At 45.9% G+C, this 25,585-nt stretch carries 23 protein-coding genes; 13 read left to right on the top strand and 10 right to left on the bottom strand.

The genetic code is table 11. From position 1 onward, the window contains the following. Positions 1 to 134 precede the first annotated feature (134 nt). The 6 genes from MKY54_RS05825 to MKY54_RS05800 form a co-directional block, all read right to left on the bottom strand. On the bottom strand, positions 135 to 1,046 hold the full coding sequence (locus MKY54_RS05825; protein ID WP_076129557.1) for a L,D-transpeptidase family protein: 912 nt from the start codon (positions 1,044 to 1,046) through the stop codon (positions 135 to 137). A 530-nt stretch (positions 1,047 to 1,576) separates the two neighbouring features. Then, positions 1,577 to 1,774: a hypothetical protein gene (locus MKY54_RS05820; RefSeq protein WP_339189889.1), complete on the bottom strand. Its 198-nt coding sequence runs from the start codon at positions 1,772 to 1,774 to the stop codon at positions 1,577 to 1,579. Positions 1,775 to 2,919: 1,145 nt separating this feature from the next. Continuing rightward, the gene (locus MKY54_RS05815; RefSeq protein WP_076186757.1) at positions 2,920 to 3,888 is read right to left on the bottom strand and encodes a sugar phosphate isomerase/epimerase; all 969 of its coding nucleotides are present in this window, start codon (positions 3,886 to 3,888) and stop codon (positions 2,920 to 2,922) included. After that, the gene (locus MKY54_RS05810) at positions 3,889 to 4,620 is read right to left on the bottom strand and encodes a ThuA domain-containing protein (RefSeq protein WP_038569006.1); all 732 of its coding nucleotides are present in this window, start codon (positions 4,618 to 4,620) and stop codon (positions 3,889 to 3,891) included. Between the two features lie 51 nt (positions 4,621 to 4,671). Beyond that, a complete protein-coding gene (locus MKY54_RS05805; protein WP_076129559.1) occupies positions 4,672 to 5,748 on the bottom strand; it encodes a Gfo/Idh/MocA family oxidoreductase in 1,077 nt (358 codons plus the stop codon). A 6-nt stretch (positions 5,749 to 5,754) separates the two neighbouring features. Then, a complete protein-coding gene (locus tag MKY54_RS05800; protein ID WP_052096809.1) occupies positions 5,755 to 6,708 on the bottom strand; it encodes an AraC family transcriptional regulator in 954 nt (317 codons plus the stop codon). Positions 6,709 to 7,055: 347 nt separating this feature from the next. Here MKY54_RS05800 and MKY54_RS05795 point away from each other — a divergent pair, with 347 nt between their 5' ends. The 5 genes from MKY54_RS05795 (at position 7,056) to MKY54_RS05775 (ending at position 12,966) form a co-directional block, all read left to right on the top strand. Next, positions 7,056 to 8,060 (top strand): substrate-binding domain-containing protein, encoded by a 1,005-nt coding sequence (locus tag MKY54_RS05795; RefSeq protein ID WP_036680403.1) that lies wholly within the window; start codon positions 7,056 to 7,058, stop codon positions 8,058 to 8,060. A 155-nt stretch (positions 8,061 to 8,215) separates the two neighbouring features. Then, positions 8,216 to 9,481, top strand: a complete 1,266-nt coding sequence (locus tag MKY54_RS05790; protein WP_076195171.1) for an extracellular solute-binding protein — start codon at positions 8,216 to 8,218, stop codon at positions 9,479 to 9,481. A 77-nt stretch (positions 9,482 to 9,558) separates the two neighbouring features. Next, positions 9,559 to 10,425: a sugar ABC transporter permease gene (locus MKY54_RS05785; protein WP_038568998.1), complete on the top strand. Its 867-nt coding sequence runs from the start codon at positions 9,559 to 9,561 to the stop codon at positions 10,423 to 10,425. Then, positions 10,425 to 11,243 (top strand): carbohydrate ABC transporter permease, encoded by an 819-nt coding sequence (locus tag MKY54_RS05780; protein WP_038574152.1) that lies wholly within the window; start codon positions 10,425 to 10,427, stop codon positions 11,241 to 11,243. Before MKY54_RS05785 ends, MKY54_RS05780 begins: the two co-directional genes overlap by 1 nt. 34 nt (positions 11,244 to 11,277) lie before the next feature. Then, entirely contained in the window at positions 11,278 to 12,966 is a 1,689-nt protein-coding gene (locus tag MKY54_RS05775) for an alpha-glucosidase (protein ID WP_076309292.1), read from the top strand. A gap of 86 nt (positions 12,967 to 13,052) precedes the next feature. Here the strand turns inward: MKY54_RS05775 and MKY54_RS05770 are convergent, their stop codons facing one another. Both MKY54_RS05770 and MKY54_RS05765 read right to left on the bottom strand, forming a co-directional pair. Next, a complete protein-coding gene (locus MKY54_RS05770) occupies positions 13,053 to 13,580 on the bottom strand; it encodes an NUDIX domain-containing protein (protein WP_076186776.1) in 528 nt (175 codons plus the stop codon). Positions 13,581 to 13,616: 36 nt separating this feature from the next. Further along, positions 13,617 to 15,092, bottom strand: coding sequence for an amidase family protein (locus MKY54_RS05765; RefSeq protein WP_339189885.1), 1,476 nt, complete (start codon positions 15,090 to 15,092; stop codon positions 13,617 to 13,619). Between the two features lie 169 nt (positions 15,093 to 15,261). Here MKY54_RS05765 and MKY54_RS05760 point away from each other — a divergent pair, with 169 nt between their 5' ends. From MKY54_RS05760 to MKY54_RS05730, 7 genes are all read left to right on the top strand, one after another. Continuing rightward, positions 15,262 to 16,107, top strand: coding sequence for an STM4015 family protein (locus tag MKY54_RS05760; RefSeq protein ID WP_076129565.1), 846 nt, complete (start codon positions 15,262 to 15,264; stop codon positions 16,105 to 16,107). Between the two features lie 7 nt (positions 16,108 to 16,114). Next, positions 16,115 to 17,404 (top strand): STM4014 family protein, encoded by a 1,290-nt coding sequence (locus tag MKY54_RS05755; protein ID WP_076129566.1) that lies wholly within the window; start codon positions 16,115 to 16,117, stop codon positions 17,402 to 17,404. Further along, positions 17,404 to 18,186 carry an STM4013/SEN3800 family hydrolase gene (locus MKY54_RS05750; RefSeq protein ID WP_076129567.1) on the top strand — a complete coding sequence of 261 codons (783 nt, stop codon included), beginning with the start codon at positions 17,404 to 17,406 and terminating at the stop codon, positions 18,184 to 18,186. Before MKY54_RS05755 ends, MKY54_RS05750 begins: the two co-directional genes overlap by 1 nt. A gap of 32 nt (positions 18,187 to 18,218) precedes the next feature. Next, on the top strand, positions 18,219 to 19,568 hold the full coding sequence (locus MKY54_RS05745; protein ID WP_076129568.1) for an STM4012 family radical SAM protein: 1,350 nt from the start codon (positions 18,219 to 18,221) through the stop codon (positions 19,566 to 19,568). Next, positions 19,565 to 20,431 (top strand): STM4011 family radical SAM protein, encoded by an 867-nt coding sequence (locus MKY54_RS05740; RefSeq protein ID WP_076186782.1) that lies wholly within the window; start codon positions 19,565 to 19,567, stop codon positions 20,429 to 20,431. Before MKY54_RS05745 ends, MKY54_RS05740 begins: the two co-directional genes overlap by 4 nt. Before the next feature lie 102 nt (positions 20,432 to 20,533). Beyond that, entirely contained in the window at positions 20,534 to 21,271 is a 738-nt protein-coding gene (locus MKY54_RS05735; protein ID WP_076129570.1) for a glycerophosphodiester phosphodiesterase, read from the top strand. Positions 21,272 to 21,275: 4 nt separating this feature from the next. Further along, positions 21,276 to 22,508 carry an SLC45 family MFS transporter gene (locus MKY54_RS05730; RefSeq protein ID WP_036680370.1) on the top strand — a complete coding sequence of 411 codons (1,233 nt, stop codon included), beginning with the start codon at positions 21,276 to 21,278 and terminating at the stop codon, positions 22,506 to 22,508. 67 nt (positions 22,509 to 22,575) lie between these two features. Here MKY54_RS05730 and MKY54_RS05725 read toward each other — a convergent pair whose 3' ends face one another. Together MKY54_RS05725 and MKY54_RS05720 are read right to left on the bottom strand one after the other, a co-directional pair. Beyond that, entirely contained in the window at positions 22,576 to 23,394 is an 819-nt protein-coding gene (locus MKY54_RS05725) for a GGDEF domain-containing protein (RefSeq protein ID WP_081383526.1), read from the bottom strand. A gap of 77 nt (positions 23,395 to 23,471) precedes the next feature. Next, positions 23,472 to 24,059 carry a histidine phosphatase family protein gene (locus MKY54_RS05720; RefSeq protein ID WP_339189881.1) on the bottom strand — a complete coding sequence of 196 codons (588 nt, stop codon included), beginning with the start codon at positions 24,057 to 24,059 and terminating at the stop codon, positions 23,472 to 23,474. A 222-nt stretch (positions 24,060 to 24,281) separates the two neighbouring features. On the opposite strand from MKY54_RS05720, the gene MKY54_RS05715 reads away from it, so the two are divergent. Next, positions 24,282 to 25,436 (top strand): phosphodiester glycosidase family protein, encoded by a 1,155-nt coding sequence (locus tag MKY54_RS05715; RefSeq protein ID WP_076195197.1) that lies wholly within the window; start codon positions 24,282 to 24,284, stop codon positions 25,434 to 25,436. Positions 25,437 to 25,585: the final 149 nt, after the last annotated feature.

Raw genomic sequence — 25,585 nt, 5'->3', positions numbered from 1 at the left:
ACTTCACAAACTTTATGGTCTGTTTCAGGAAACGTGTTAGTTATTCATCAGTCGGTGGCCCTCCGTAATTGTCCGTATTTTAGAATAAGTACAGTATATAACAATTTAAATCAGAAATAAAAGGTCAAGAACAATTACAACTTAATCTTTACCACCTGAGTCTGCGCATTCCACTGCACCTGAACAGCAAATAAATCAGGCAGGATACTCAGCGGAATTAGTAATCGGTTATTTTCATTGCGTGACGGTAAAATCGTAATGGATTTCCCATTCACAATAGCCTTATTGGATAATGGCTTATGTGTCACCGTACGATTGCCGATCGTAATTATCAGTGCTCCTGTCCCCGCTTCACTCTGCAAAGTACCACCCAGTAAGGCCACGGATTCTCTCAGCGGAACAAACACACGGGAATTTTCCAATATAAAAGGATCCTTCAGCTTTGTTGTCGTCCCATTGATCTCAAAAGTCCCCGCAAACTTATTACTTCCCACAGAGTACCCGTTTTTAGTTGCAATATTCTCCATAGCCAGTGTGCTCGTTGTAATGATAACTCGAGTATTCTTGGCTACTTTTGGATACAGCCAATGAATATCATCATTATGCATTCGAATACAACCAGCGCTAACATACTTCCCTATCGATGACTCATTATTATTGCCGTGAATCGCATACGTCGTGCCATAGGTCCCGTTCACTTCCAGCCCCAGCCAGCGGTCGCCAAGCGGATTGGCCGGGTCCCCACCGGGAATTTTCTCTTTGTAGTAGGGTCTGTTTTTTACCTTAACCACCATTTTGAAGCTACCTTCTGGCGTCAGTTCCTTCGACTTTCCTGTGGCAACCGGAAAAGTCTTCACCAGCTTGCCGTCACTGAAATACGCGAGTTTGTTTGTTTTTTTGTTCACGATGATCAGATCTGAGCCAGCAGCTTCCACCCTTCCAACTCCTGTAAAGCAAGCAGCGAACAAAAGTCCAAATACAAGCATCAGTTTAATGTTCCGCTGTAAAAAAGTTTGAAACCGGCCTCCCGAAAAGCATAAATTCATCTTGCTCCACCTCCGTTATATAAAGACGAAATCATTTCAAATATGTTGCGTACCAGCCTGTACCTATTCTTTTCAACTCGTCCACTCCCGCTTGACGCAGAGATTGCAATACTGTAACCAGTGAATGCACGACAAAAAGCCGATCTTTAGATACGCAAAGATCAGCATGCGCATAAGCGCATAAGTTGCGGACTCCAGAGCCCCTATTTGCAACTATTGCGCTGTTTTGGGATGTTTTCAGACTCCAGCGCAGTTATTTGCTCAAAACACCTCGAATTCCTTGCTCTTCACGACCAATAACGTCTCTCGGGTCCGAAACTCGCTCCATAAACCCTAAAACACGCGAATAGCTGCATCTGAGTCCGTTAGCACAGTTATCTACTCCCACACCCCACCACGCTTCTAACGCTCTAACACCAAACTAACTACGGTTTTACCATCGAAGATCAGCTAGCGTATTAGTCGCGGACCCCAGAGACCCTATTTGCATCTATTTCGCTGTTTCGGGATGCTATCGGACTCCAGCGCAGTTATTTGCTCAAATACCCTCGAATTCCTTGCTCTTCGGGACCAATAAGGTCTCTCGGGTCCGAAACTCGCTCCAAAAACCCTAAAACACGCGAATAGCTGCATCTAAGTCCTTTAGCACAGTTACCTACCACATCTCCACCACGCTCCTGACGCTCCAGCCCCAAACTAACTGCGCTGCACATTTGCCCGTATCCCATTCTCCCGAAGCTCCACGCACCAGCCCCCAAACTAACTACGGTTTTACACCATCGAAGATTAGCTAGCGCATCAGCGCATAAGTCGCGGACTCCAGAGACCCTATTTGCAGCAAATTCGCTGTTTTGAGATGCTATCGGACTCCAGCGCAGTTATTTGCTCAAAAACCCTCGAATTCCTTGCTCTTCAGGACCAATAAGGTCTCTCGGGTCCGAAACTCGCTCCAAAAACCCTAAAACACGCGAATAGCTGCATCTAAGTCCGTTAGCACAGTTACCTACCACATCTCTACCACATCTCCACCACGCTCCTGACGCTCCAGCCCCAAACTAACTGCGCTGCACATTTGCCCGTATCCCATTATCCCGAAGCTCAACTCACCAGCCTCCAAACTAACTACGATTTTACCGTCGAAGATCAGCTAGCGCATAAGCGCATAAGTCGCGGACTCCAGAGACCCTATTTGCAACAAATCCGCTGTTTTGAGATACTATCGGACTCCAGCGCAGTTATTTGCTCAAACACCCTCGAATTCCTTGCTCTTCGGGACCAATAACGTCTCTCGGGTCCGAAACTTGCTCAAAAAGGCCTAAAACACGCGAATAGCTGCATCTGAGTCCTTTAGCACAGTTATCTACTCCCACACCCCACCACGCTTCTAACGCTCTAACACCAAACTAACTACGGTTTTACAATCGAAGATCAGCTAGCGTATTAGTTGCGGACTCCAGAGACCCTATTTGCAACAAATCCGCTGTTTTGAGATGCTATCGGACTCCAGCGCAGTTATTTGCTCAAAACACCTCGAATTTCTTGCTTTTCAGGAACAATAAGGTCTCTCGGGTCCGAAACTTGCTCAAAAAGGTCTAAAACTCGCGAATAGCTGCATCTGAGTCCTTTGGCAAACCAGTTAGTTTTTTAGTTGGTTTTTAGTTGGTTTTTAGTTGGTTTTTAGTTGGTTTCCAGTACATTTCTGATTAGTTTCTAGTTCGTTTCTTATTAGCTACTACTCGTCCCTACCTCCTCCCTATCTCTTTGTCAGCTCGTTTCTACTCCCTTCCGCTCTCCCGCTCTCCCTACGTCCCCATTACACGCAAAAAAAAGCCTTGATTCTCTAAATAGAGAATCAAGGCTTTCTAATTCGACCTTACACCCACCACATACCCTGAGGCTGGTCATGAATAAGAATGGATTGCAAATTGGTTACTGCACGTTGGAAGCCTTCATCAACCGTCATAAGAGGGTCTTCATGCTCGATGCTCACCACGTAATCATAACCGTAAGTGCGCAGCGCGCTCATGATATCTGACCACTCAGATATGCTGTGGCCGCAACCAACGGAGCGGAAGGTCCATGCGCGGGTCTGCACATCGCCATAAGGTTGCATATCGGTCAGACCATACATATTGATGTTGTCCTGATCCAAGTAAGTATCCTTGGCATGGAAATGGTGAATCGCGCCAGCTTTACCGAGAATCTTGATAGCACCTACAGGATCAATACCTTGCCACCACAGATGGCTCGGATCCAGATTAGCTCCGATAGCATCGCAGGTTGCTTCTCTAAGCTTCAAAATCGTATAAGGAGTATGGCACAGGAAGCCGCCATGCAGCTCGATGCCGATCTTAACGTCATGCTCCTCGGCCAGCTTGCCGATTTCCTTCCAGTAAGGGATCAGCTTATGTTCCCACTGCCAGGTTTTGATGTCGCTGTACACGGTAGGCCAAGGTGTGACTGGCCAGTTCGGTGCTTTTGCCTCATCGCTGTCCCCAGCCGTTCCCGAAAAAGTGTTCACGACCTTAACACCCATGAGTGAAGCCAGCTTGATCGATTTACGGAGAATTTCATCCCCGGCGCGGGCTTCTTCTTTATCTGGTGAAATCGGGTTATTATGGCAACTGAAGGCACTGATCATAATGCCACGTTTCGTGAACTTTTCCAAATATTCTTGACGTGCTGACTCGCTCGCAAGCAGCTCATCTGTCGGACAGTGAGCATTGCCGGGATTACCGCCCGAGCCGATCTCTACCGCATTCAAACCTGCGGCGGCGATTTTATCTAGCATCTCGTCAAGACTCAAGCTTCCAAATACAGGATCAAATACGCCTAATTTCATTTATACGACCACCTTTTCTTTGATAGGCTCTAAGGCTTCAGAATGTCCGTAAACCGGATAGTCACGTTTCGTTGGTGCACACCAGTTCACCCCATTGATGATAACTTTTTGAATATCCTTGTTGTAATAGGTTGGATAAGATTCATGACCAGGCTGGAAATAAAAGATCTTCCCGCTGCCTCTACGGTAGGTCGATCCGCTTGGGAAGACGTTGCCGCCTTCGAACCAGCCGACAAATACAAGACTCTCTGGTGCTGGCACATCAAAATGCGCACCGTACATTTCCTCTTGCTCCAAGTCGATGTATTCACCAATGCCCTCAGCAATCGGGTGACTTGGGTCCATGACCCACAGGCGCTCCTTCTCCTCAGCTTCACGCCATTTCAGATCGCAGCTGGTGCCCATTAATTTCATAAAGATTTTGGACATATGGCCCGAATGAAGCACTACAAGTCCCATACCTTGCAGCACTCGCGCATGTACACGGTTTACAATCTCATCACTTACTTCATGATGGGCGATATGTCCCCACCAGATCAGTACATCCGTGTTATCCAATACCTCTTGCGTCAGTCCGTGCTCTGGTTCATCCAGCGTAGCTGTCTGAGTGTCCAGTCCTGCCTCTTGCAGAAAACTTGCCAGTTGTCCATGAATACCTTGCGGATAGACCTTAAGAATTCTTTCTTCCTGACGTTCATGACGGAATTCATTCCATACGGTTACTCTTGTCACTTGAGACACGCTCCTAGTTCATATTTATCTATGACCATCGAATTTGCTTGATTATTCAAAAAACACAGGCATACCAGTTTCAGAGGATTTATAAATAGCCTCCAAGATGCGAGTCACAACCAACGCCTGCTCCGGCTTCACTACAGGCTCGGTGTCATTTACAATGCTGTCAATCCACTGAGCTGCCTCTATCACCGCAGGATCATCTCCTGCACCATCATAAAAGTCGACGCCACCGGCATCCAGACCGATATGCTTCTCAAAGGTTTTACCGTAGGCTTCTCCGTTAATGCGCAGACCCTTCTCCATATCTGCTCCGCCTTCAGTCCCACAAAGTACCGTTTTGGCCTCACCGACATCGAGTGTATTCAGTGCCCAGCTTGCTTCTAAGACGATGGTAGCCCCATTCTCCATAGTGATGAATCCAATGGCGGAATCCTCAACTGTAAACTTCTCAGGATCCCACGGGCCCCATGCATTCGCAGCATTTTTACGACCGGACAGCTTATGATAAGCGTTGCCCACGACATATTTAGGTTTGTAATTATCCATCATCCACAGGGTCAAATCGAGCGCATGGGTGCCGATATCAATCAACGGACCGCCGCCTTGCGCTTCTTCATCCAAAAACACACCCCAAGTTGGGACCGCGCGACGACGGATAGCCTTAGCTCTGGCGTAATAGATCTCACCAAGCTCATTATTCTCACATACCGCATGCAGATAAGCTGAATCTGGTCTGAAACGGTTCTGATAACCGATGGTCAGCTTTTTCCCAGTTCGCTCTGAGGCCTCGATCATCGCTTGTGCTTCTGCCGTGGTTTTAGCCATCGGCTTCTCACACATTACGTGTTTGCCTGCTTCCATAGCCGCAATGGAAATCTCCGCATGGGAAATGTTCGGCGTACATACATGAATCACATCTATACTTGCATCGTTAAGAAGCTCTTTATAATCTGTGTAAACTACGGACTGCTCATCTCCAAACTCCGCTTTTGCCTTCTCGGCACGTTCAGCGACGATATCACAAAAAGCAACCATTCGCGCACCTTCTACTTTTTTTAACGCGGGCATGTGCTTGCCGTTCGCAATACCTCCGCAGCCGATAATTCCTACTGTTAAAGTCATTCTGGTCTAACCTCCACTTATTCCTGTTTTGATATCTCTATCATACAAAGCTGAAGAAGGGCTTTCTTCCTGTAATCTTGCTGTATTATTCCCGAATATTGTCTTGTGGTATTTCAGCGGGGATATCCCCGTTGCTTCCTTGAAAAAATGATGGAAGGTCTTCACGCTGCCAAACCCGGCTGCTTCCGCCACGGCAGACATCGGCAGATCTTCATTGATCAAGATCCATTTGGCTTTGTTAAGCCGGTATTCGTTTAAGAATGCGATAAAGGTCATGCCCGTGTTTTTCTTGAACAATTTGGTAAAATAATAAGGACTAAAACCCATATAATTAGCTACCTCATTCAGCGAAATAGCCTCCTGATAATGCTGCTCCACATAAATAAAAATCCGCTCTAGTCTCTCCAGTGTTTCTCTGGATTGATTCAGTGTATCTTCCGAGAACTTAGGCTGTTTCTTGATCGGACTCTTCGGTACCTCCCGTAGAATAACGGTCAGCAGTTCAAACAATCTAGCCTTGATTAGAAAAACATACCCTTCTCTTCGCTGTACATCTTCCTCGTAAATACTCTCAATCAGCCCTTTGACCTTCGCGGCAGTTGCCACGGGCCATCTAGAACTGGAATACTCCATAAGCGTAAAGACCTCACGAAGTGAGTAGTCATTACCGTTCAAAGCGGCTACTTCTTGAAACAAATTCAGGTCAAATTGAATCACTACCCGTTCACTCTCAGGTGAAGAGAGAAAATAATGCACATCCCCACCATTAATAAACTGAACCTCGCCTTGCTCCATGTGAATAGGGGTATCGTTAATTCCCAGATTCAGGCTTCCTTTGGTAACATAAATAATTTCAATTTCTTTATGCCAATGCGGATAACACAACGTATCACCATTGCAGAGTAAACTGCGGTAAGGAAAGTGCTTATCCACATCCGGAATCTCGAGATAAATATTCATAAATGCAACTCCTTATCCGAGTAAATCATTATAACCAAGGCTTGCATGCCATATTTAAAAATTTTACGTAAGCGTTTACTCTCTAAATGTTAGACCTCCAATATTCTTTTGTCAATTCCGATATTTCTAAGTAAATTTTTGGTATATTCATTGGTTTCATTCCTATTAAAAAGATTACTGCTCTTGCGTAGTTTTGATCATTTTTTTATTTTTTAAGTACAGTTGACAAAAGCGCCTACCAGCATTTATATTCGGAGTAAGCGTTTACGTTCTCTTCTTTCATAACTTACTCTCATCAGCGTAAGCGTTTAATTCAAGGATAACCGTAGTTTAAGGAGCTCATAGGAATGAACCCAACGATTAAAGATGTTGCACAGAAAGCGAACGTTTCCATTGCCACAGTCTCTCGCGTGCTAAACAATTTAAGTGGGTATTCGGACAAAACGAAACAAAAGGTAAATGAGGCGATCAAAGAAATTGGTTATCAACCCAATGCGATTGCCCGGGGTCTAATCAATAAGCGTACACAAACCATTGGTGTTATGTTCCCTAGTGTTTCTGGTGCTTTCTCTTCCGATCTGCTCAAAGGTATTGAAGAATTGGCCAATGACCGGAACTACAGTGTGATGGTATGCAATACCGATCAGGACGGTAAAAGAACGTTGAAGTACTTACAGCTCCTGAGAGAGAAACAGGTTGATGGCATTATTTTTTCTAGTGAAGTCCTTAAGAAAGAATATTACGATGTGCTCGAAACCATGAGGATCCCCGTTGTATTGGTCTCTTCCCAAACAGAATTTGCCAAGGTCCCTTATGTGAAAGTAGATGATTATCGAGCAGCTTTTGACGCTATCCTCTACTTAATTTCAAAAGGTCACCGCAAAATAGCCATGATTAGTGGAAACCCTAGCGATCTTATCGCTGGTGCGCCAAGAGCAGAAGGTTATAAGCATGCGCTTGAAGCAAATGGTATTCCTTTTGACAGCCGCTATCTTGCTTACGGAGATTTTTTGTATGAGAGCGGAAGTATAGCTATGGAGACTCTTTTGGAGCAAGCGCCTGATGTGACTGCCGTTTTTGCTGCTAGTGATGAAATGGCGATTGGTGCCCTCTCCACCGTTATCAAAAATGGTCTAAGCGTGCCCGAGGATATCTCCATTATGGGATATGACGATCTTGGATTAGCCAAAATGGTTATTCCGCCTCTAACAACAGTACGCCAACCGCTGTACGATATTGGAAAGATCGCCGTGGAGAAGCTCATTCAGATGATTGAAACAGGCGAGTCTGTCAACAGCCAGATTGTCGATCACACAATTGTGGAAAGACAAACGGTAAGATCGCTTACCTAAGTCTTTTTATCAATATTACGTAAACGTTTACTGTTCACTTTATTGCATACCCGTCGCTTAGAAGAACACGAACATCATTTAAGTTTGCCGTCAACGTAAACGTTTACTCTTATCAAATTCACCATAATACCAACACATTATTAGGAGGATTTATCATGAAAAAAACAATTAAACCCGTAATGGTTAGTCTACTGGCTATGTCCGTGCTTAGCGCCTGCGGTAGCAATAGTGGTAACAATGCGGCTGACAACACATCTAGCGGCGGGAACTCCTCCGGTGACAAGGTGAAAATCGAGTTTTTCCAAAATAAGACCGAAGCCAAAGCCACCTTCGACAAGCTGGTTGCGAAATTTAATGAAGCCAATCCGAACATCGTAGTCACTCAAGTGAACCCACCGGATGCCGAAACAGTGCTGAAGACTCGTGCAGCTAAAAAAGACATCCCTGACGTGGTCGGTATCGGTGCCACTGACACCTACAAAACATTATCCGGAAGTGGTCTGTTTGAAGACTTCTCAAGTGATCCACTTGCTGAAAATATCCAGCCTGCTTATGTTCAAATGCTGAAAGACCTGACGGGTTCGAGCGAGCTGAATGGTCTTCCATTCTCTTCGAACGCAAGTGGTGTCATTTACAATAAAGCGATGTTCACTGAAGCCGGCGTTGCCGTGCCAACCACTTGGGATGAGTTCATTGCCGTCGCTCAAAAGTTCAAGGACAGCGGTAAAAATGCTTTTTACCTGACCCTTAAGGATTCCTGGACAACCCTTACGCCGTTCAACTCCCTCTCTACAATCATTAAAGGCAATGATTTCTTCAAGCAACGTGCTGAAGGTACTGTGACTTTCGCAGACAGCTTCACCGAAATTGCTGAAAAGCTGCTTAAGCTGACGGAGTTCGGTCAAAAAGATATTTTTGGAAAAGGCTACAATGACGGCAACACAGCTTTCGCTAAAGGTGAATCTGCAATGTATCTGCAAGGGGTATGGGCGATTCCAGAAATCGTGAAGGCTAATCCATCCATTGAGCTTGGTGTATTCCCTTTCCCAGCGACAAATGATGCTGCTAACAATAAGGTCATTTCTGGCGTAGACACATTGTTGACTATCTCTAAGAGCACTAAACATAAAGAAGAAGCTAAAAAATTCGTTGAATTCCTGCTCCAGCCTGAGAATGTCAGCCTCTACATTAACGAGCAAAAAGCATTCCCAGCTGTGCAAGGTGTAACTCAAGATGATCCAACAATGGACGGCTTCAAAGCAGCATTTACCTCAGGTAACTTGGCCGACTTTGCGGACCACTACATCCCAAGTGCAATGAAAGTGGATACCATCAATCAAGCCTTCCTACAAAAGAAAGATGTTGATGCGTACCTGAAACAGCTTGATAAAGAATGGGATAAGGTAGCTGACCGGAAATAACGAGACCTGACAAATAAGAGCCGAGAAAGAGAACGGGACTCCCCCTTCTCTTTCTCTTTTCCAAGGAGGATTACATGATGGCCAAACGCCGAGTCGCCTTTTATCTAATGACTATACCGGCATTGCTTCTTTTCTTTGCCTTTCACACCTTTCCTGCACTGCAGGGTATTTATTATTCGTTCACTAACTGGGACGGCTTCAGTGACAGCTTTGATTACGTAGGATTTAAGAACTTCATTAACATTTTTCAAGATGAAAATGTGCTGAATTCATATGTGTTCACTTTTAAATATGCCATCTTAACAACTATTCTCATCAACATCATCAGTTTGTTGATTGCGCTTGGGCTTAACGCCAAGATTAAAGCCAAAAACTTTTTCCGCGGTGTATATTTCCTGCCAAATATCCTCAGCGTGCTGATTGTCGGCTTTATTTTCAACTATTTGTTCGCAAATGTATTCCCTATCTGGGGCGAGAAGCTTGGCAGCGAATTCCTTTCGCAGAACATTCTCGGCAACTCCGATTGGGCCTGGATCGGTATCGTCATTGTAGCCGTTTGGCAGGGAATTGCTTATAACACGATTCTCTATCTGGCAGGTCTACAGACCATTCCGCAAGATCTTTACGAAGCCTCCAATCTGGACGGCGCTAGCCGCTGGAGAGAATTCTGGAGCATTACTTTTCCAATGCTTGCTTCCTTCTTCACGATCAACATGGTGCTGGCGATGAAGGGCGGCTTAATGGTATTCGACCAAATCGTAGCCTTGACAGGTGGGGGACCTGGACGTTCAACACAATCCATTGCCCACTTAATCTATACAGGCGGCTTCCAAGGCGGAGAATTTGCCTATCAATCGGCGAACGCCGTGATTTATTTTATCGTGATCGTTGTGATCTCCGCCCTTCAGCTTAAATTTCTGCAGAAACGGGAGATGGACTTATGATCAAAAAATCAAGCAACTGGCCTGCAACGATTCTTATCGCGCTAGGCTCACTACTGATCCTTTTTCCGCTGTACATGACTATTGCTATCGCGCTAAAAAATCCCGAGGAAATGGCTCAATCCATCTTTTCACTGCCGACTGGCCTGCATTTTGAGAACTTCGCCAATGCCATTAAGGCAACCAATTTCTTCAACGCCTTAGGAAATAGCGCCACGATCACAATAACATCAGTAGTGTTCATCTTGCTTACCAACTCCATGGTAGCCTACGCGATTGCCCGCAATATGAACCGAAAATTCTTCAAAGCGCTCTACTTTTATTTTATCAGCGCAATGTTTATTCCTTTCCAGATTATTATGCTGCCTGTGGTCAAAGTGACAACGGATCTGCATATGAACAACATTCTGGGTCTTATTATTCTATACATTGTTTATGGCTTGGCTTTTAACGTGTTTGTATACACTGGCTATATCCGCTCTATTCCTTATGAGCTAGAGGAAGCTGCCACAGTAGATGGTGCGACGACATTCGGAACGTTCTGGAAGATTATTTTCCCACTTCTTGCTCCGGTCAGTGCAACAATTGGTATCCTCTCCTGTCTGTCGACTTGGAATGACTTTATGCTGCCGTTGATTCTGCTAGGTGATCAGGATTCATACACACTTCCGCTTGTACAGTATGTCTTCCAAGGTCAATTCAGCACAGATTTCAACTTAGCCTTTGCTTCGTATCTGCTTGCTTTATCCCCGATGCTCGTGGTCTATTTGTTCGCGCAAAAATGGATTATCAGTGGACTAACATCTGGATCCATTAAATAACTAAGATTTATATAGAGAGATAGGAGAGTTATACATGGATAAGAAATGGTGGAAAGAAAGCGTAGTGTATCAAATTTACCCCCGCAGCTTCAAAGACAGTAACGGGGATGGCATTGGTGATCTGCAAGGGATTATCTCGAAACTCGATTATCTAAATCATCTTGGTGTCGACGTAGTCTGGTTGTGCCCAGTGTACCAGTCGCCTAATGACGATAACGGTTATGATATCAGTAATTATCAAAGTATTATGGATGATTTCGGAACGCTCTCCGATTGGGAGGAACTGCTAGCTGGACTTCACAGCCGCGGCATGAAGCTGATTATGGACCTTGTGGTCAACCATTCCTCAGATGAACATGCCTGGTTCGTGGAGTCCCGCAAATCGCAGGATAATCCTTATCGTGATTATTATATCTGGCGTCCTGGTAAGGACGGACAGCCGCCTAACGACTGGGGCTCCTTCTTCAGCGGATCGGCTTGGGAATTGGATGAGAAATCGGAAGAATATTACCTCCATCTCTTCTCCAGAAAACAACCAGACCTGAATTGGGACAATCCAAAACTGCGCCAGGAAATCTACGATATGATGACCTGGTGGCTGGATAAAGGAATTGACGGATTCCGCATGGACGTGATCAACCTGATCTCCAAAGTACCGGAATTACCTAGCGTTTCTACGGAAAGTAACGTAGAACAGCCTACTTACCACTTCGGTGGAGACTATTTCGTTAACGGTCCCCGCGTACATGAATATATGCAGGAAATGAACCGTGAGGTGCTATCCAAGTACGATATCATGACAGTGGGCGAAGCTGTTAATGTTACTCCAGAAGAAGCTTCACTGTATGTTTCCGAGGATCGAAACGAGCTGAACATGGTATTCCATTTCGAGCTCATGGACGTCGATTCCGGTCCTGGAGGTAAATGGAATGTACAGCCTTGGAAACTGGCGGACATTAAGTCCATTATTTCCAAGTGGCAAGTTGCACTGGACGGTAAGGGTTGGAACAGCTTGTATATGAACAACCATGATCAGCCGCGTATGTTATCCCGCTTTGGGGATGATAAGCTGTTCCCGAAAGAGTCTGGAAAAATGCTGGCAACACTGCTTCACACACTCCAAGGTACACCTTACATCTATCAAGGTGAAGAAATCGGCATGACAAATGTACAATTTGCTTCCATCGATGACTACAAGGATATTGAAATTCTAAATATGTATAAGGAATACTTGGCTGCCGGTCACTCGGAAGAAAAAATCATGAATTCCATTTACATCAAAGGTCGGGACAATGGCCGTACGCCGATGCAATGGAACTCGGAACCGCAGGCAGGCTTCACCACCGGCACACCGTGGCTGGCTGTGAACCCTAACTACGAAGATATTAATGTGGAGCAGGCTCTGGCAGATCCCGATTCTATTTTCCACTACTATAAGAAGCTAATTGAGCTGCGTAAGCAGCATGAGATTATCGTATACGGAAGTTATACAATTCTGGCTGAGGAGAATCAACAGGTATATGCTTATCTGCGTACTCTTGGAGAAGAACAGCTACTGGTTGTATTGAATTTCTTCGGAGAGCCCGCGACCTTCGAACTTCCTTCTACTGTGAAATTCCAAGCGAAGGAATTGCTTATTGCCAACTACGAAGTAAATCCAGAAGAAGAACTAAACACAATTCAACTTCGTCCTTATGAAGCTCGTGTGTATAAGCTTAATTAAGTACCCCCTTGCATGAAAAAACAAAAAGGAGCCTCCGGGCTCCTTTCTGCTTTTTCATAAACACTTTTGAGTTATAGACTTACATTTTAAACCGTTCCTTTTACCGGATTGACCTGTACCTGTCCCGCGTTCAATTTCTCAATAATCGCCAGTAAGAAGGTTTCGGCTAGGCTGTTCTTTTTAATCGCTCTGGCGGCTTCTTCCAAGGTAAACCATTCAGCATGATCAACCTCAGTACTCACCTGGCTCAAGTCCTCCGAATCTGCAACACCTATAAAATTCAGCATTAGCGTATTGGATGGTGCGAAGTACAAGCTGCGCATATATTCATAAGCGACAATATCAAGTCCTACCTCTTCTTTTACCTCACGTACGAGAGTCGTTTCCGCATCTTCACCTTTGTTCACGTATCCTGCGAGTAATATATAGTCTGGCCGATTATATTGCTGAATTAATAAAATCTTGTTTTTCTCCCTGTTTAATACTGCTGTACTAATCGCCGTGCTGAAAATAGGGAATCGGAACATTTCACACGCATTGCAATAAGGTACCTGCCCTTCCCCTTCACTTTCTTTCATTACTAACTCTGTCCCACATTCCAGGCAATACTTCAAACTGATCGCTTCCTTCTATTCTAAGTTAGCCTAATTCTACTCCAATTGAGGAGGAATCCGGTGATACGTAGCTTGTTCAAACCCGTATGCTAAGGCTATGAGCGTAGGCTCGCTATAAGCTTTTCCGGAAAAAACAACACCAAAAGGTCCCTTGGTCGAATCCCCATCCGCATCAATAATGCCTTGAGATACATATCCCGCCGGAACGGTAACTAATGGATAACCTAAGCGTGCCGCAATATACATGCCATCTACATCACCAGGCAGCAATAAGGCGTCTAAACCATATTGTTCCAACACATAATCTATTCCTTGCTCAAGTGCTAATTCCTTGTATTCTTGTTTCTTCTCTTGATAGACTTCTTCAGTTAAAGTTACTTCTTCTGATCTCGTCAGGGTGTCTTGCCCATATCGCAGGGCAATCTCAGCATGTCTTTCATTATAGGCTATCAATTCTTGCAAAGAGTGAATCGGAACGGAATCATCTACTTGTGCTAAATACTGGTTGAGCCCTTTTTTAAATTCATAACAAATCACATCATTATTCCAATTCTGTTGTTCAACATGTACTGTGACAGGATCTATAATGGTAGCCCCTTCATTCTTTAAGGTCAAGATAGCTGCTTCCATAATTGCAAGCCTCTCAGCGTCTAAATGCTTATAATAATGCCGTGGAATACCTATTCTTGCTTGTTGTAAAAAGCTTTTATCTAAACTTGAAGTATAGTCTGTATAAGCGTATTTTTCGTTTGAAAATGTTGCTGAATCGTTGGCGTCCACTCCGGTTAACGCCCCTAAAATAATTGCCGCATCTGTAACCGTTCTAGCTATAGGCCCAGGGGTATCCTGGCTTACTGAAATGGGAATGACTCCAGTACGGCTCACTAATCCCACCGTAGGTTTGATTCCGACAAGAGCATGTTGGCTGGCTGGACCGACAATAGATCCTGCGGTTTCCGTTCCGATCGCTGCTGCTGCCAGATTCGCTGCTACGGCTGCCGCAGGCCCAGAGCTGGAACCACTGACAAATACCGTCCCAGGTCCATACGGATTCAGTACAAGCCCTCCCCGCGAGCTATATCCCGCAGGCATTGTACTAGACATAAAATTAGACCACTCCGACATATTCGCCTTCCCAAGTAAAATAGCCCCCGCCAATCGAAGCTTGGCCGCTACAAATGAATCTTTTGCCGCAATTGATCCAGCTAAAGCTACAGAACCGGCACTCGTATGCATCTTATCCGCGGTGTCTATATTATCCTTCAATACAATAGGAATACCGTGCAGGCTCCCGCGGCTCCCTTTTTCTGCTCGTTCTTTATCGAGTGCTCGCGCGATTTGTATAACCTCTGGATTTATTTCTAAAATAGAGTTTATGTCTATATCGTATTTTTGGATCCGCTCCAGATATACTTGAACTATATCCTCTGAGGTAATTAAACCTGCTTCCAGAGCCTCTTGCATTTTAATTATATCCGTCTCAATAATCCATTCCTGAAGTTTATTCTTCATACGAATAACTCCTTCCAAAAAAATAAAATTGCCTCTAGTATAAACCTACCACAAAATTTCACCTCAATAATATGGAGAGTTTAACTATAGTTATATTCAGCTATTTGACTCCCTCGGCTACAGATGATAGGGTATTTTCGAAGTTAAATTTTTCCGGGAGGGAACACCCATGACGGAAGTAAAGCTTAGTATTGGATACGACGAATTCGAAGAAGGTCAAAGAATTGGCGAAGCAATTGAGAAGTTAAGCAGCAGCCCTGAAGGTGCGTCGCTGACCAGCCTAATTATCGGTGATTGGGGGCAAGCCTACGAGAATAGCTCGGAAGAGGTTGTAGAGGCACTGGTTACGCATAGCGCCAGCTTCCCGGCTTTACGCAAGCTTTTTATTGGTGAGATGGGCTATGAGGAATGCGAGATTTCATGGATTACCCAAAGCGATCTATCACCGTTGCTCCCTGCTTTTCCAGAATTACAATCACTCACGATTCAAGGCGGGAATGAGCTGAGCCTCTCAGAGCTAAAGCATGACAAGCTGGAGGAACTGATAATTATTAGTGGCGGCTTAAGTAAAGCCGTACTTGAAAATATTGCAGCCAGCCAATTGCCGAATTTACGCAAGCTGGAACTCTATCTTGGCGTAGATAACTACGGCTTTGACGGAAGCCTCGCAGATATTCTACCTCTTATAGAAGTAGGAAAGTTCCCTAAACTTACCTATCTGGGATTAAAAAATAGCGAAATACAAGATGAAATCGCCGGTGCAGTAGCAAATGCGCCTATCTTAGATCAGCTGGATACGCTAGATCTATCTCTGGGTACCCTCAGCGACGAAGGTGCTGAATTGCTTCTTGCCAGCGAGAGAATCAAGGGACTAAAAGCATTGAATCTAAGCCATCATTTTATGTCCGACGAGATGATCAGCCGGTGGCAGCAGAGTGGATTACCTGTCGATGTCAGCGACAAACAGGAAAGCGATGATGAGGAAGACTGGCGTTATCCTTCCATCACAGAGTGAGCCCCCTATGCGGCCGATGATCGTTATCGGTATTCCTGGGGATAAACGGACTAGCGGCATTCAGCAAGCACGTTCCGATCTCGGAATGCCACCTGCCATCATTTTATCGTACGCTGAATTTCTGCAAGGCCAATCGTTAGGTGATCTGCTGGAAGTGCAGAAGCAGCAGTTATCCAGCCAGCCGGCTGTTTATAACGGAATAGATCTCAGTACGGCTCCCCCGCTGCTGAGATTGGAATCGCCTGGCAGCAGCTTTGAAGTAGAACGTGCCTTAATCGCTCTTGGCGCACCTGATGCCGTTGATGTTGACGATTCGCTGCATCCCTACGCTGAAAGACCTGATCCGCGCCCACTCCGTGTGAAGGTAGCCCATCAATTGAAGGAGATGCAGGGTGTCCTGCATCATCCTTCGCAATGGTTCCGCGGTTATTGCCGCATGCTGGCTAGACTACAGCGCGAAGCCAAAGAGGTTTGTCCAGGCTCGCTATGGTTAAATGACCCCGCTGACATTGCGGCCATGACCGATAAACGGCGGGCACAACAGATTCTGAGTGAGGCAGGCATCCCTATTCCTCGTCCATTAGGCGAGGAACAGCAGCCTACCGACTATGCCTCTCTCCGTGAGATGATGATCTCCCGGCGAATGCACCGGGTATTCATTAAGCTAGCCTTCGGCTCTGCCGCTTCCGGGGTGATCGCCTATCAGCTCCATCCCGTTACAGGTGCCGAAATTGCCTTAACTACAGTGGGGGTCGAGAATTACATCACCCGACCGCCCATTTACTATAATTCCGGTAAACTGCGGCGATACACAGATACCGCCACGATCTCCGGCATTATTAACTGGATTTATCGGCATGGTGGTTATGCCGAGCAATGGATCCCTAAGATCGGCCATAACGGCAAAGCCTTCGATATCCGCCAGCTCGTGGTTCTCCGTGAGGCCTGTCATACAATTGCTCGTGTAAGTTCCACCCCAATTACGAATCTGCATTTACGCAGCCAGCGGATGTCTCCTTCAGAAGCCGGTTTATCAGAATTCATACAGGAGCAGGTACGAAATACCGCGTTGCAAGCGCTGGCGGCATTTCCCCGTTCTGGAGTTGCCGGGATAGACGTGCTGATATCTGGAGGATCGCAGCAGTGTTTTGTCGCCGATGTTAATCCTTTTGGCGATTTGCTGTACGATGTGAAATACCGTGGCTGCAGCACCTACGAATGGGAAATGAAGGTATTGACCGCCAGAGACTATATTACTCATCCCTCAACACCGCTTATAAAGGAAGGATCCTCTTAATGGATATGAACACTATCGTTGGCACCCATGACATTCTAATGATCACACTTGATACCCTTCGATACGATGCAGCTACTATGGAGGAAGCGAACTGCCCGAACCTGTGCGGAACGGGATCCTGGGAGAAAAGACATACTCCCGGCAGCTTTACTTATGCGGCCCATCACGCTTTTTTCGGCGGCTTCTTGCCTACTCCAGCTACAACGGATAAGACTGAGCATATCCGTATGTTCCATTCCCGAAATACCGGAATGAAGACGCATCCTCATACATGGCTGTTCGATACGCCGGATATCGTGTCAGGACTTGCTGCCGAGGGCTATCGCACGGTTTGTATTGGAGGTGTTATTTTTTTCACCAAAAAAAATCCACTCGCTCGTGTGTTGCCAAGCTATTTCCAGCAAAGCTACTGGCGGATGACCTTCGGTGTGACCAATCCGCGTTCCACAGAGCATCAGGTGAACCATGCCTTGAAGCTGCTAAAGGATACTCCTAGCGAGCAAAGATTGTTTATGTTCCTCAACGTCTCTGCCATTCACGGACCAAATCATTATTTTGTACCTGGTGCTAAAAAAGACTCCGTAGACAGCCAGCGCGCCGCTCTTCGTTATGTGGACGGTGAACTGGGCCGGTTGTTCGATGCGTTCCGGGAACGCGGCAATCCGGTCTTCTGCCTGGCTTTTTCAGATCATGGAACCGCTTATGGGGAAGATGGCTATCAGGGGCATCGCCTTGCCCACGAGACGGTATGGAACGTCCCTTATCGGGAGTTTATTTTATAATATTTATAACAAGGAAAGGATGGAGAACTGATATGACGTTATCGTCCTTCTCTTTAGAAGAGCTTCACAAGTGGAAAGACAGCATTACTGCTCACCCTTACCGTTCTTATCTGTATTCCTATCCACACAAAACGGCTTACAGGGATTTGCAGCCTCCGATGCCGCTAGAAACACTCTGGCGTGATGAGCCTGCGGAATCTTTCTTTCTATATATGCATATTCCGTTTTGTGGCGCACGCTGCGGATTCTGCAACCTATTTACCCTGCCTGATAAACGCGCAAATGTTCATGCCACATACGTGGATGCCCTGGAACGCCAAGCAAAGCAATGGGCGGAATTCACCAGACATAAACCTTATGCGCGTTTTGCGATCGGCGGTGGAACTCCCACCCTGCTGGCAGCAGATCAGCTCCGCCGCTTGTTCCACATTGCCGTTGATACGATGGGACTGGACACAAATACAGCCTCCATCTCAGTAGAAACTTCACCGGAGACGATTACCGAAGAGAAGCTGAATATTCTAAAAGAGTATACGGTGGATCGGGTCAGCATGGGCATCCAAAGTTTTGTCGCTGCTGAATCGGCGGCCATCTATCGCCCACAAAATCCGGATGAGGTATATCGGGCACTAGAGCTGCTGGGGAAATATGATTTTCCCATACTGAATTTAGATCTGATCTACGGGCTTCCGGGGCAGACGGTCGACTCTTGGCTATATTCGCTCAATCAAGCGATCAGCTTTGAGCCAGAGGAAATTTTCATCTATCCGCTCTACACCCGTGAGCATACGATTGTGAAGCCTGGTGATATCCAGCGTCAGGACGATATTCGCCTAGATTGCTACAAAGCCGCTGGGCAGCTGCTTAGAGCGAGAGGATATCGCCAATACTCCATGCGTCGTTTCGCCAAGGAAGACGCAGGAACAGCTAAACCCATTCTCGATTATAGCTGCCAAGAAGAAGGAATGGTCGGATTGGGCTGCGGAGCAAGATCCTACACCCGCCATGTGCATTACGCTTCCCGTTATGGGGTAAGCCGTAAAGCAACCGAGAGCATTATTGCTGATTACGTTGCGACGGATCGTTACGATACTGCGGATTACGGGATTGTGCTGAGTCTTGAAGAACAGAAACGCCGCTTTATTCTGAAGGCGATTCTACATAGCGAAGGGCTGAAGCTTGAAGATTACAGCCAGCGTTTCGGTCAATCGCTCTGGAGCGATTATCCTGAGCTGTCCAACCTGCTTCATTCCGGTCTTGGGCAGGAGGAAGATGGCATCCTGCGCCTTACCACCGAAGGGATGGGTTACTCTGATTCGATTGGGGATTGGTTTATTTCTGGGGAGATCCGAGAGCAGATGGAAAGGTTCGTATTGCCATGAATGCGGTCCTCTACTACCGCGGTTCCCTCACGTCCTGCAACTATGATTGCCCCTATTGTCCTTTTGGCAAAACAAGAGACAGCGCAGCTACGCTCGCCAAGGACCGCCAGGGGCTGGAAGCCTTCGTAGCGTGGGCCTCTGAGCAAGGTGCGGCAGGTCATCGGCTTTCTATATTTTTTAATCCCTATGGCGAAGGGCTAATTCATCGCTGGTACAAAGAAGCAATGATTGCCCTCTCCAATATGGACCATGTAGAGAAGGTAGCGATTCAGACCAACCTATCTGCCAACCTGGGTTTCATCTCCCAGCTGAATCGTAAAAAAGTGGCCTTTTGGGCCACCTACCACCCCGGACAAGTGCGGGAGGATAAATTTCTGGCGCAATGTTTGACTTTATATGAGAACGACGTTCCATTTAGTGTGGGAAGCGTTGGAATACGCAGCGCTTTTTCAGCGATAGCTTCACTTCGTTCTGCGTTACCAGAGAACGTGTACTTATGGGTCAATGCTTACAAAGATAAACCTGATTATTATACAGCTGAGGATTTTGTCTTCCTTAGCGAGATTGATCCACATTTTTCTGTGAATGCTATGGATTATGAAAGCCTTGGCCAAGCCTGCAATGCAGGAAAAGATGTTTTTTACGTACAGGGCGCTGGGCTTGTGAAACGCTGCTATAAGGACAGAGGGGTCATAGGCAATCTTTACCGTGATGGGCTAGAGGGTCTCTCTGCGGTTAGAAGCTGCCGAATGAAGGTATGCGATTGTTATATCGGTTATATTCATATGCCCGAGCTGAAGCTGCGGAGCATCTATGAAGCTGGACTTTTGGAACGAATCCCGTATGGCGCTATGAATAACTGATTTAAAATTCCAGACAGGGTTTCTTTACTCTCTGTGGAATATGACAAGTAGCCCCCATCTATAGGGGCATAGCAAACACTAAGGTTGGAGGGACAATAACTTATGAACAACATCATTAATTTTGCGCATCGTGGAGCGTCGGCAGTGTGTCCAGAAAATACTATGGCAGCATTTCGCAAAGGTCTTGAGCTGGGTGCAACCGGAATAGAAACTGATGTACAAATGACCAAGGATGGCGGCCTAGTCCTCATTCATGATGAAACTCTAAACCGCACAACAAGCGGAACCGGCTATGTGAAGGATCATACACTCGCAGAACTACTGGAAGTGGATGCAGGCTCATGGTTCGGACCTGAATTCAAAGATGAGCGCCTTCCATTGCTGGAAGATTTATTAGATCTGCTGCAAGGTAGAGATACCATCCTAAATATCGAGCTTAAAAATGGCACTTTTTTATATCCGGGTATGGAGGAAAAAGTGATCGCGGCCGTACGTGATTTCAAGATGAGCGATCGCGTCATTTTTTCGAGCTTCAACCATTATTCACTAGCTTACTGTCAGTCGCTGGCACCGGAGATCAGAACAGGAATTCTGTACGGGGAAGGCTTGTATCGTCCTTGGGATTATGCAGCTACACTTGGAGCGACTGCGTTGCATGCGTATCATTTTGCAGTACTGCCTGAATTCGTCGAAGAAGCGGCGAAGCATGGCGTTGTCTACCATCCTTGGACCGTTAACGATCCCGAGCGGATGAAATATTTAATTGAAGCTGGTGTATCAGGCATTATTACCGATCATCCAGACCTACTCGCTGGACTTCTGGCTGACAAGGGAGTGTGATGGTGTGAAAAAAGTCTGGCTGCTCGGATTCGGCTTTTTCAGCATCAGCATTACATGGAGTCTGTATAACGCATTTGTACCTTTTTTCCTCGAAAAATATGTACATAGCGTGGCCCTAATCAGCTTCATGATGACGATTGATAATTACTTCGCCTTATTCTTGCAGCCTTGGATCGGCAATCGGAGTGACCGCACGACCTCGCGTTTTGGACGCAGAATGCCTTATCTTATGATCGGTATGCCCTTCGCTGCCGTGCTGACTATGCTGATTCCGTTTCATACCGGACTATTTACACTGCTTTTATTTATGATGCTGATGAATCTAGCCATGAGTTTATACCGTTCCCCTACCGTCGCTCTCATGCCCGACATAACACCTGAAGAGCAGCGTACAAAGGCTAACGGATTAATTAATTTCATGGGTGGATTCGGATCAATTCTGGCTTTTGGCGTGGGTTCGATCCTCTATAAATCAAATCCTGCGCTGCCATTTCTCGTTGCTGGACTGATTACCCTGTTATGTCTATTTATCGTATCGCGCTTCATCAAAGAAAAACGGGATGGTGTGAATATAAGCCCTACGCTTCTATCCGATACAGCGGGGAGCCCTTCTGCGACGATAGTTAAGCCTTCCAGAGTCTCCTTTCGCGGCCAGCTGGATCGTACTACAGTCTTTCTACTGGCAGCGATTTTCTTCTGGTTTGTAGCTTATCAAGGGGTCGAAACCTTGTTTACATTGTATGGCAAAAACCATCTGGGCCTCAGTGAACAAGCAGCCTCCTTCTCCCTTACCTTCTTCTCCCTTGCCTTTGTGCTGTTCGCTATTCCGAGCGGTTGGCTGGGTGGGCGATTCGGGAAAAAGAAGATCATTATCGTCGGCGTATGTGGCCTGATGACGGTCTTTGCGCTTGTTGGGTTTGCACAGGACCTGCTGGTGCTTCGAGCGTTACTCCTGACAGGAGGAATCTTCTGGGCTTGTATCAACATCAACTCTTATCCTTATGTTGTTGCAACGGGAACTGAGGAGAGTATCGGTACTCGAACAGGGATGTATTATTTGGTCTCTTCACTGGCAGCGATCAGCTCGCCACCTTTGCTGGGGCTAATGATTGATATTTTTGATTACTCCATCCTGTTTTATGTAGCAGCGATTAGTATGGCGGTTGCCCTGCTCTGCCTCTTCTTGATGAAGGGACGCAAGCAAGTCCCCCACAAGTTTCACACACCGGGAGCCTAAAAAAAAGCGTCAGCCTTAGACATCCATTTATGTCCAAGGCTGACGCTTATATTTTATACTTAACAAACTAATTTTTATAAACTGAATAACGACCTGTACCCAGCTGTTTGGCGGTGTACATCGCTGTATCTGCTTCGTGCAGCAGCCTGAAATGATCCACCTTGCCATGACTAATGCTGATGCCTATGCTCGCAGATACAAAGAGGTTATGCTCTCCCAGCTGATAATGTCTGGTCGTCTTCTCCAGAATCTGCACCGCTAACTGCTCCGCTTCCTTCTGATTGCAGCCTTTAGCTACAATCACAAATTCATCGCCGCCTATGCGGAAAATATGGCGTTTTCTTTTGCTGGAGAATTGACTTAACCTTCCTCCCACCTCTTGCAGCAGTAAATCGCCCACATGATGTCCTAAGCTGTCATTGATTGATTTGAACCGGTTCAAATCCATAAACAATACGGCTAGTTGCTCATTTACTTTGCAGCGATCCCAAAAGTGATCCATTCCATTCTTGTTTAAGAGCCCCGTCAAGCCATCCTTATAGGCAAGTTCCTTAAGCTGCTCTCTTTCCGCCAAAACAAGGTTCAGCCGTGTAAGCAAAAACATTAAAACAGCTATCGTAAGCGCGTATATCAATAACGGAGTGAAAATCCCCCCATTGACCTCTATAGTTTCTTCTAAGGTTTTTTTGCCTAGCTGATGCATTGCCCACAATCCAACGACGATAGTTATAATGGAAAGGCCCGTATAAACCGCTCTTTGTTTTGGTTCCTTACTAGCAACATCCCGGTAAAATCTCAATACTAAATAACCTACAACCCCTGCGATGATAATGGACATTAACGTTTGTAAATAAATCTGAACCTCTACCACCTTTAATTCGCACATCCTTCTGAACTACAAATAATTAGCTTACTGTACTGCGATACCAATATATAAAAAAGCTCTGAACATTATCTGAACACTTACTCTTTCTCCAAATGCCGCGCACAATTATATAACTCGCAGTTCCAGGAGCCATCCGATTCGGATTTTGTTATTCGCGTAATTGACGTATTGTTCAATAATACTGTGCCGTCCAGTTCTGGAAGTAGTCTTCTAAGGCTGCTGCGTAAAATTGCACCATGGCTAACGATCAGAATATGACTGCCTGAATGTCTCGCCGCAATTTCTTCAATCACTTCGCTGCCTCTGAGCTCGCTGGCTTCTGGAGTTTCCAAACCCAAATCTAACGTCTTCCAATCGGTTCCCCATCGTTCAATCCGCTCTTGCTGCGTAGTTCCTTCAATAAGTCCCGCATACATCTCTCGAATGCCCGGCGCTAAACCCGTGATCTCAAGGCCTAATCTTTCTGCAATAACCTCTGCCGTTTGCCGCGCTCTGAGTAAATCACTTGAATATATGTAATCCCATTGTTCTGTGCTAAGACGTTCAGCCAGTAGTTGTGCCTGTTGCAGGCCTTCAGCATCCAATGAATTATCCGTATGCCCTTGCACTCTGCCTTCTTTATTCCACGCGGTACTTCCATGGCGAATTAAACCTATCGTAGTCATAAAAATCTCCTTTTAGCTATTGAGTCTAGTGGCAATTGTGATGCTGGTTATGGTGCTAATCTCAGTGCAATTTCAGTGCTAATATAAATAATATAATCTATATTCTATCAGATTCACCCTATGAACATTTAAAAATAAAGGTTATCCAAGTTTTTGAACATGAGGTATAATAAACCTTGTCGTTTTTTACAACAGCTACAAGATAAGGAGTAATTGTTTATGATGAAAAAGCTAGGGTCCACTCTGTTTCTTACCTTCTTACTGCTCGTTCCACTTGTCGCCACTTGCCCATCCACTGTTGGTGCAACACCAGTTCCTAAAAACACCGTCTATGTGGACAAGAATAACCATTCATACATACCACTGCGTCTCTTAAATAGCTTCACTGGTATACAGTCTGTATGGAATCCTAACGAAAAACGTATAAGCATTACGAATGCAGACACCACCATAACGCTTACATTAGGTCAAACCGCTGCGCTCGTCAATGAAAAGTCGGTTACACTAACTGATCTTGCTTTCAGTGATAATGGCACGGTATATATCCCGTTGTCTTTTATCAGCACAACGCTTGGCATTCAATTAACTTGGGATAAGGAAGCCTCTTCATTAACCCTTAAGAGTAATGATATTGCAACCACTGTTCCTGTACAGTCCGGCGCACTAATCAAAGCGGATTCTTCACCAGTTGTCAGCGCTAGTAAAACCTTCAAAGTTGGCGGCAGATCCTTCAAAGCCCAGACGGTTACAGTGTCCCTGCTGCATCCTAAGGTGAAACTTGATGTCGTACTGGCTGGAAATACGGTCGGAAAAGTGGAGGACCTAAGCAGTCTGGCTAAACGTAATAATGCCGTAGTTGCGATTAACGGAACATTTTTTGATGCCTATACAAAAGGAGCATACAAAGCTCCATACGGTTACATTGTCAGCGGCGGAAAAATGCTTAAAAATAGCTCCGGGGATCGCCGGACGATTTTTACCTATGACAGCAACCATCTGGCGTCACTGATTCCTGGGCTGGATTTCACAAGCCGCTTCGCTTCCGGCTCCATGGAAGGAGCTCTTCAAGCCGGCCCGCGTCTTCTTGTGAACGGTAAGGTATCCCTTAATGTCGCGGCAGAAGGCTTCAAGGATCCGAAAATCTTAACCGGCGGCGGAGCCCGCAGCGCGCTCGGATTAACACGTGACCATAAGCTCATTCTGCTGACCACTGGTGGAGCCACCATCCCACAGCTGGCAGAAATGATGAAGCAAGCTGGAGCGTATCAAGCCATGAATCTGGATGGTGGTGCATCCAGCGGGCTCTACTACAACGGCAAATATCTTACGTCCCCTGGGCGTCAGATCAGCAATGCAATTGTAGTCAAATATCAATAAAATCTCTTGGCCAGACGGCTAGTTGCGAGTGCTGAGCTTTGTGATTTGGCTTGGCTCAGCTACTGCTCGGCTTCGGCTACTAAGAATATACGATTCTATTGTACAAAGTGCAATCAGAGGCAGTTTGCAGCGCATAATTGCTATGGCGG

Origin of the sequence: Paenibacillus sp. FSL P2-0121, assembly GCF_037975345.1 — a bacterium.
Classification (GTDB): domain Bacteria; phylum Bacillota; class Bacilli; order Paenibacillales; family Paenibacillaceae; genus Paenibacillus_AQ; species Paenibacillus_AQ odorifer.
Note: the sequence above shows the minus strand (reverse complement) of the source record. Positions and strands in the feature narration are given on the sequence as shown.

Coding starts and splice junctions, on each gene's coding strand:
- MKY54_RS05725 (WP_081383526.1), bottom strand. CDS start 23,394: ATGTGCGAATTAAAGGTGGTAGAGGTTCAGATTTATTTACAAACGTTA.
- MKY54_RS05820 (WP_339189889.1), bottom strand. CDS start 1,774: ATGGGATACGGGCAAATGTGCAGCGCAGTTAGTTTGGGGCTGGAGCGT.
- MKY54_RS05790 (WP_076195171.1), top strand. CDS start 8,216: ATGAAAAAAACAATTAAACCCGTAATGGTTAGTCTACTGGCTATGTCC.
- MKY54_RS05750 (WP_076129567.1), top strand. CDS start 17,404: ATGGATATGAACACTATCGTTGGCACCCATGACATTCTAATGATCACA.
- MKY54_RS05775 (WP_076309292.1), top strand. CDS start 11,278: ATGGATAAGAAATGGTGGAAAGAAAGCGTAGTGTATCAAATTTACCCC.
- MKY54_RS05800 (WP_052096809.1), bottom strand. CDS start 6,708: ATGAATATTTATCTCGAGATTCCGGATGTGGATAAGCACTTTCCTTAC.
- MKY54_RS05825 (WP_076129557.1), bottom strand. CDS start 1,046: ATGAATTTATGCTTTTCGGGAGGCCGGTTTCAAACTTTTTTACAGCGG.
- MKY54_RS05715 (WP_076195197.1), top strand. CDS start 24,282: ATGAAAAAGCTAGGGTCCACTCTGTTTCTTACCTTCTTACTGCTCGTT.
- MKY54_RS05815 (WP_076186757.1), bottom strand. CDS start 3,888: ATGAAATTAGGCGTATTTGATCCTGTATTTGGAAGCTTGAGTCTTGAC.
- MKY54_RS05760 (WP_076129565.1), top strand. CDS start 15,262: ATGACGGAAGTAAAGCTTAGTATTGGATACGACGAATTCGAAGAAGGT.
- MKY54_RS05795 (WP_036680403.1), top strand. CDS start 7,056: ATGAACCCAACGATTAAAGATGTTGCACAGAAAGCGAACGTTTCCATT.
- MKY54_RS05745 (WP_076129568.1), top strand. CDS start 18,219: ATGACGTTATCGTCCTTCTCTTTAGAAGAGCTTCACAAGTGGAAAGAC.
- MKY54_RS05805 (WP_076129559.1), bottom strand. CDS start 5,748: ATGACTTTAACAGTAGGAATTATCGGCTGCGGAGGTATTGCGAACGGC.
- MKY54_RS05785 (WP_038568998.1), top strand. CDS start 9,559: ATGGCCAAACGCCGAGTCGCCTTTTATCTAATGACTATACCGGCATTG.
- MKY54_RS05735 (WP_076129570.1), top strand. CDS start 20,534: ATGAACAACATCATTAATTTTGCGCATCGTGGAGCGTCGGCAGTGTGT.
- MKY54_RS05765 (WP_339189885.1), bottom strand. CDS start 15,092: ATGAAGAATAAACTTCAGGAATGGATTATTGAGACGGATATAATTAAA.
- MKY54_RS05720 (WP_339189881.1), bottom strand. CDS start 24,059: ATGACTACGATAGGTTTAATTCGCCATGGAAGTACCGCGTGGAATAAA.
- MKY54_RS05755 (WP_076129566.1), top strand. CDS start 16,115: ATGCGGCCGATGATCGTTATCGGTATTCCTGGGGATAAACGGACTAGC.
- MKY54_RS05740 (WP_076186782.1), top strand. CDS start 19,565: ATGAATGCGGTCCTCTACTACCGCGGTTCCCTCACGTCCTGCAACTAT.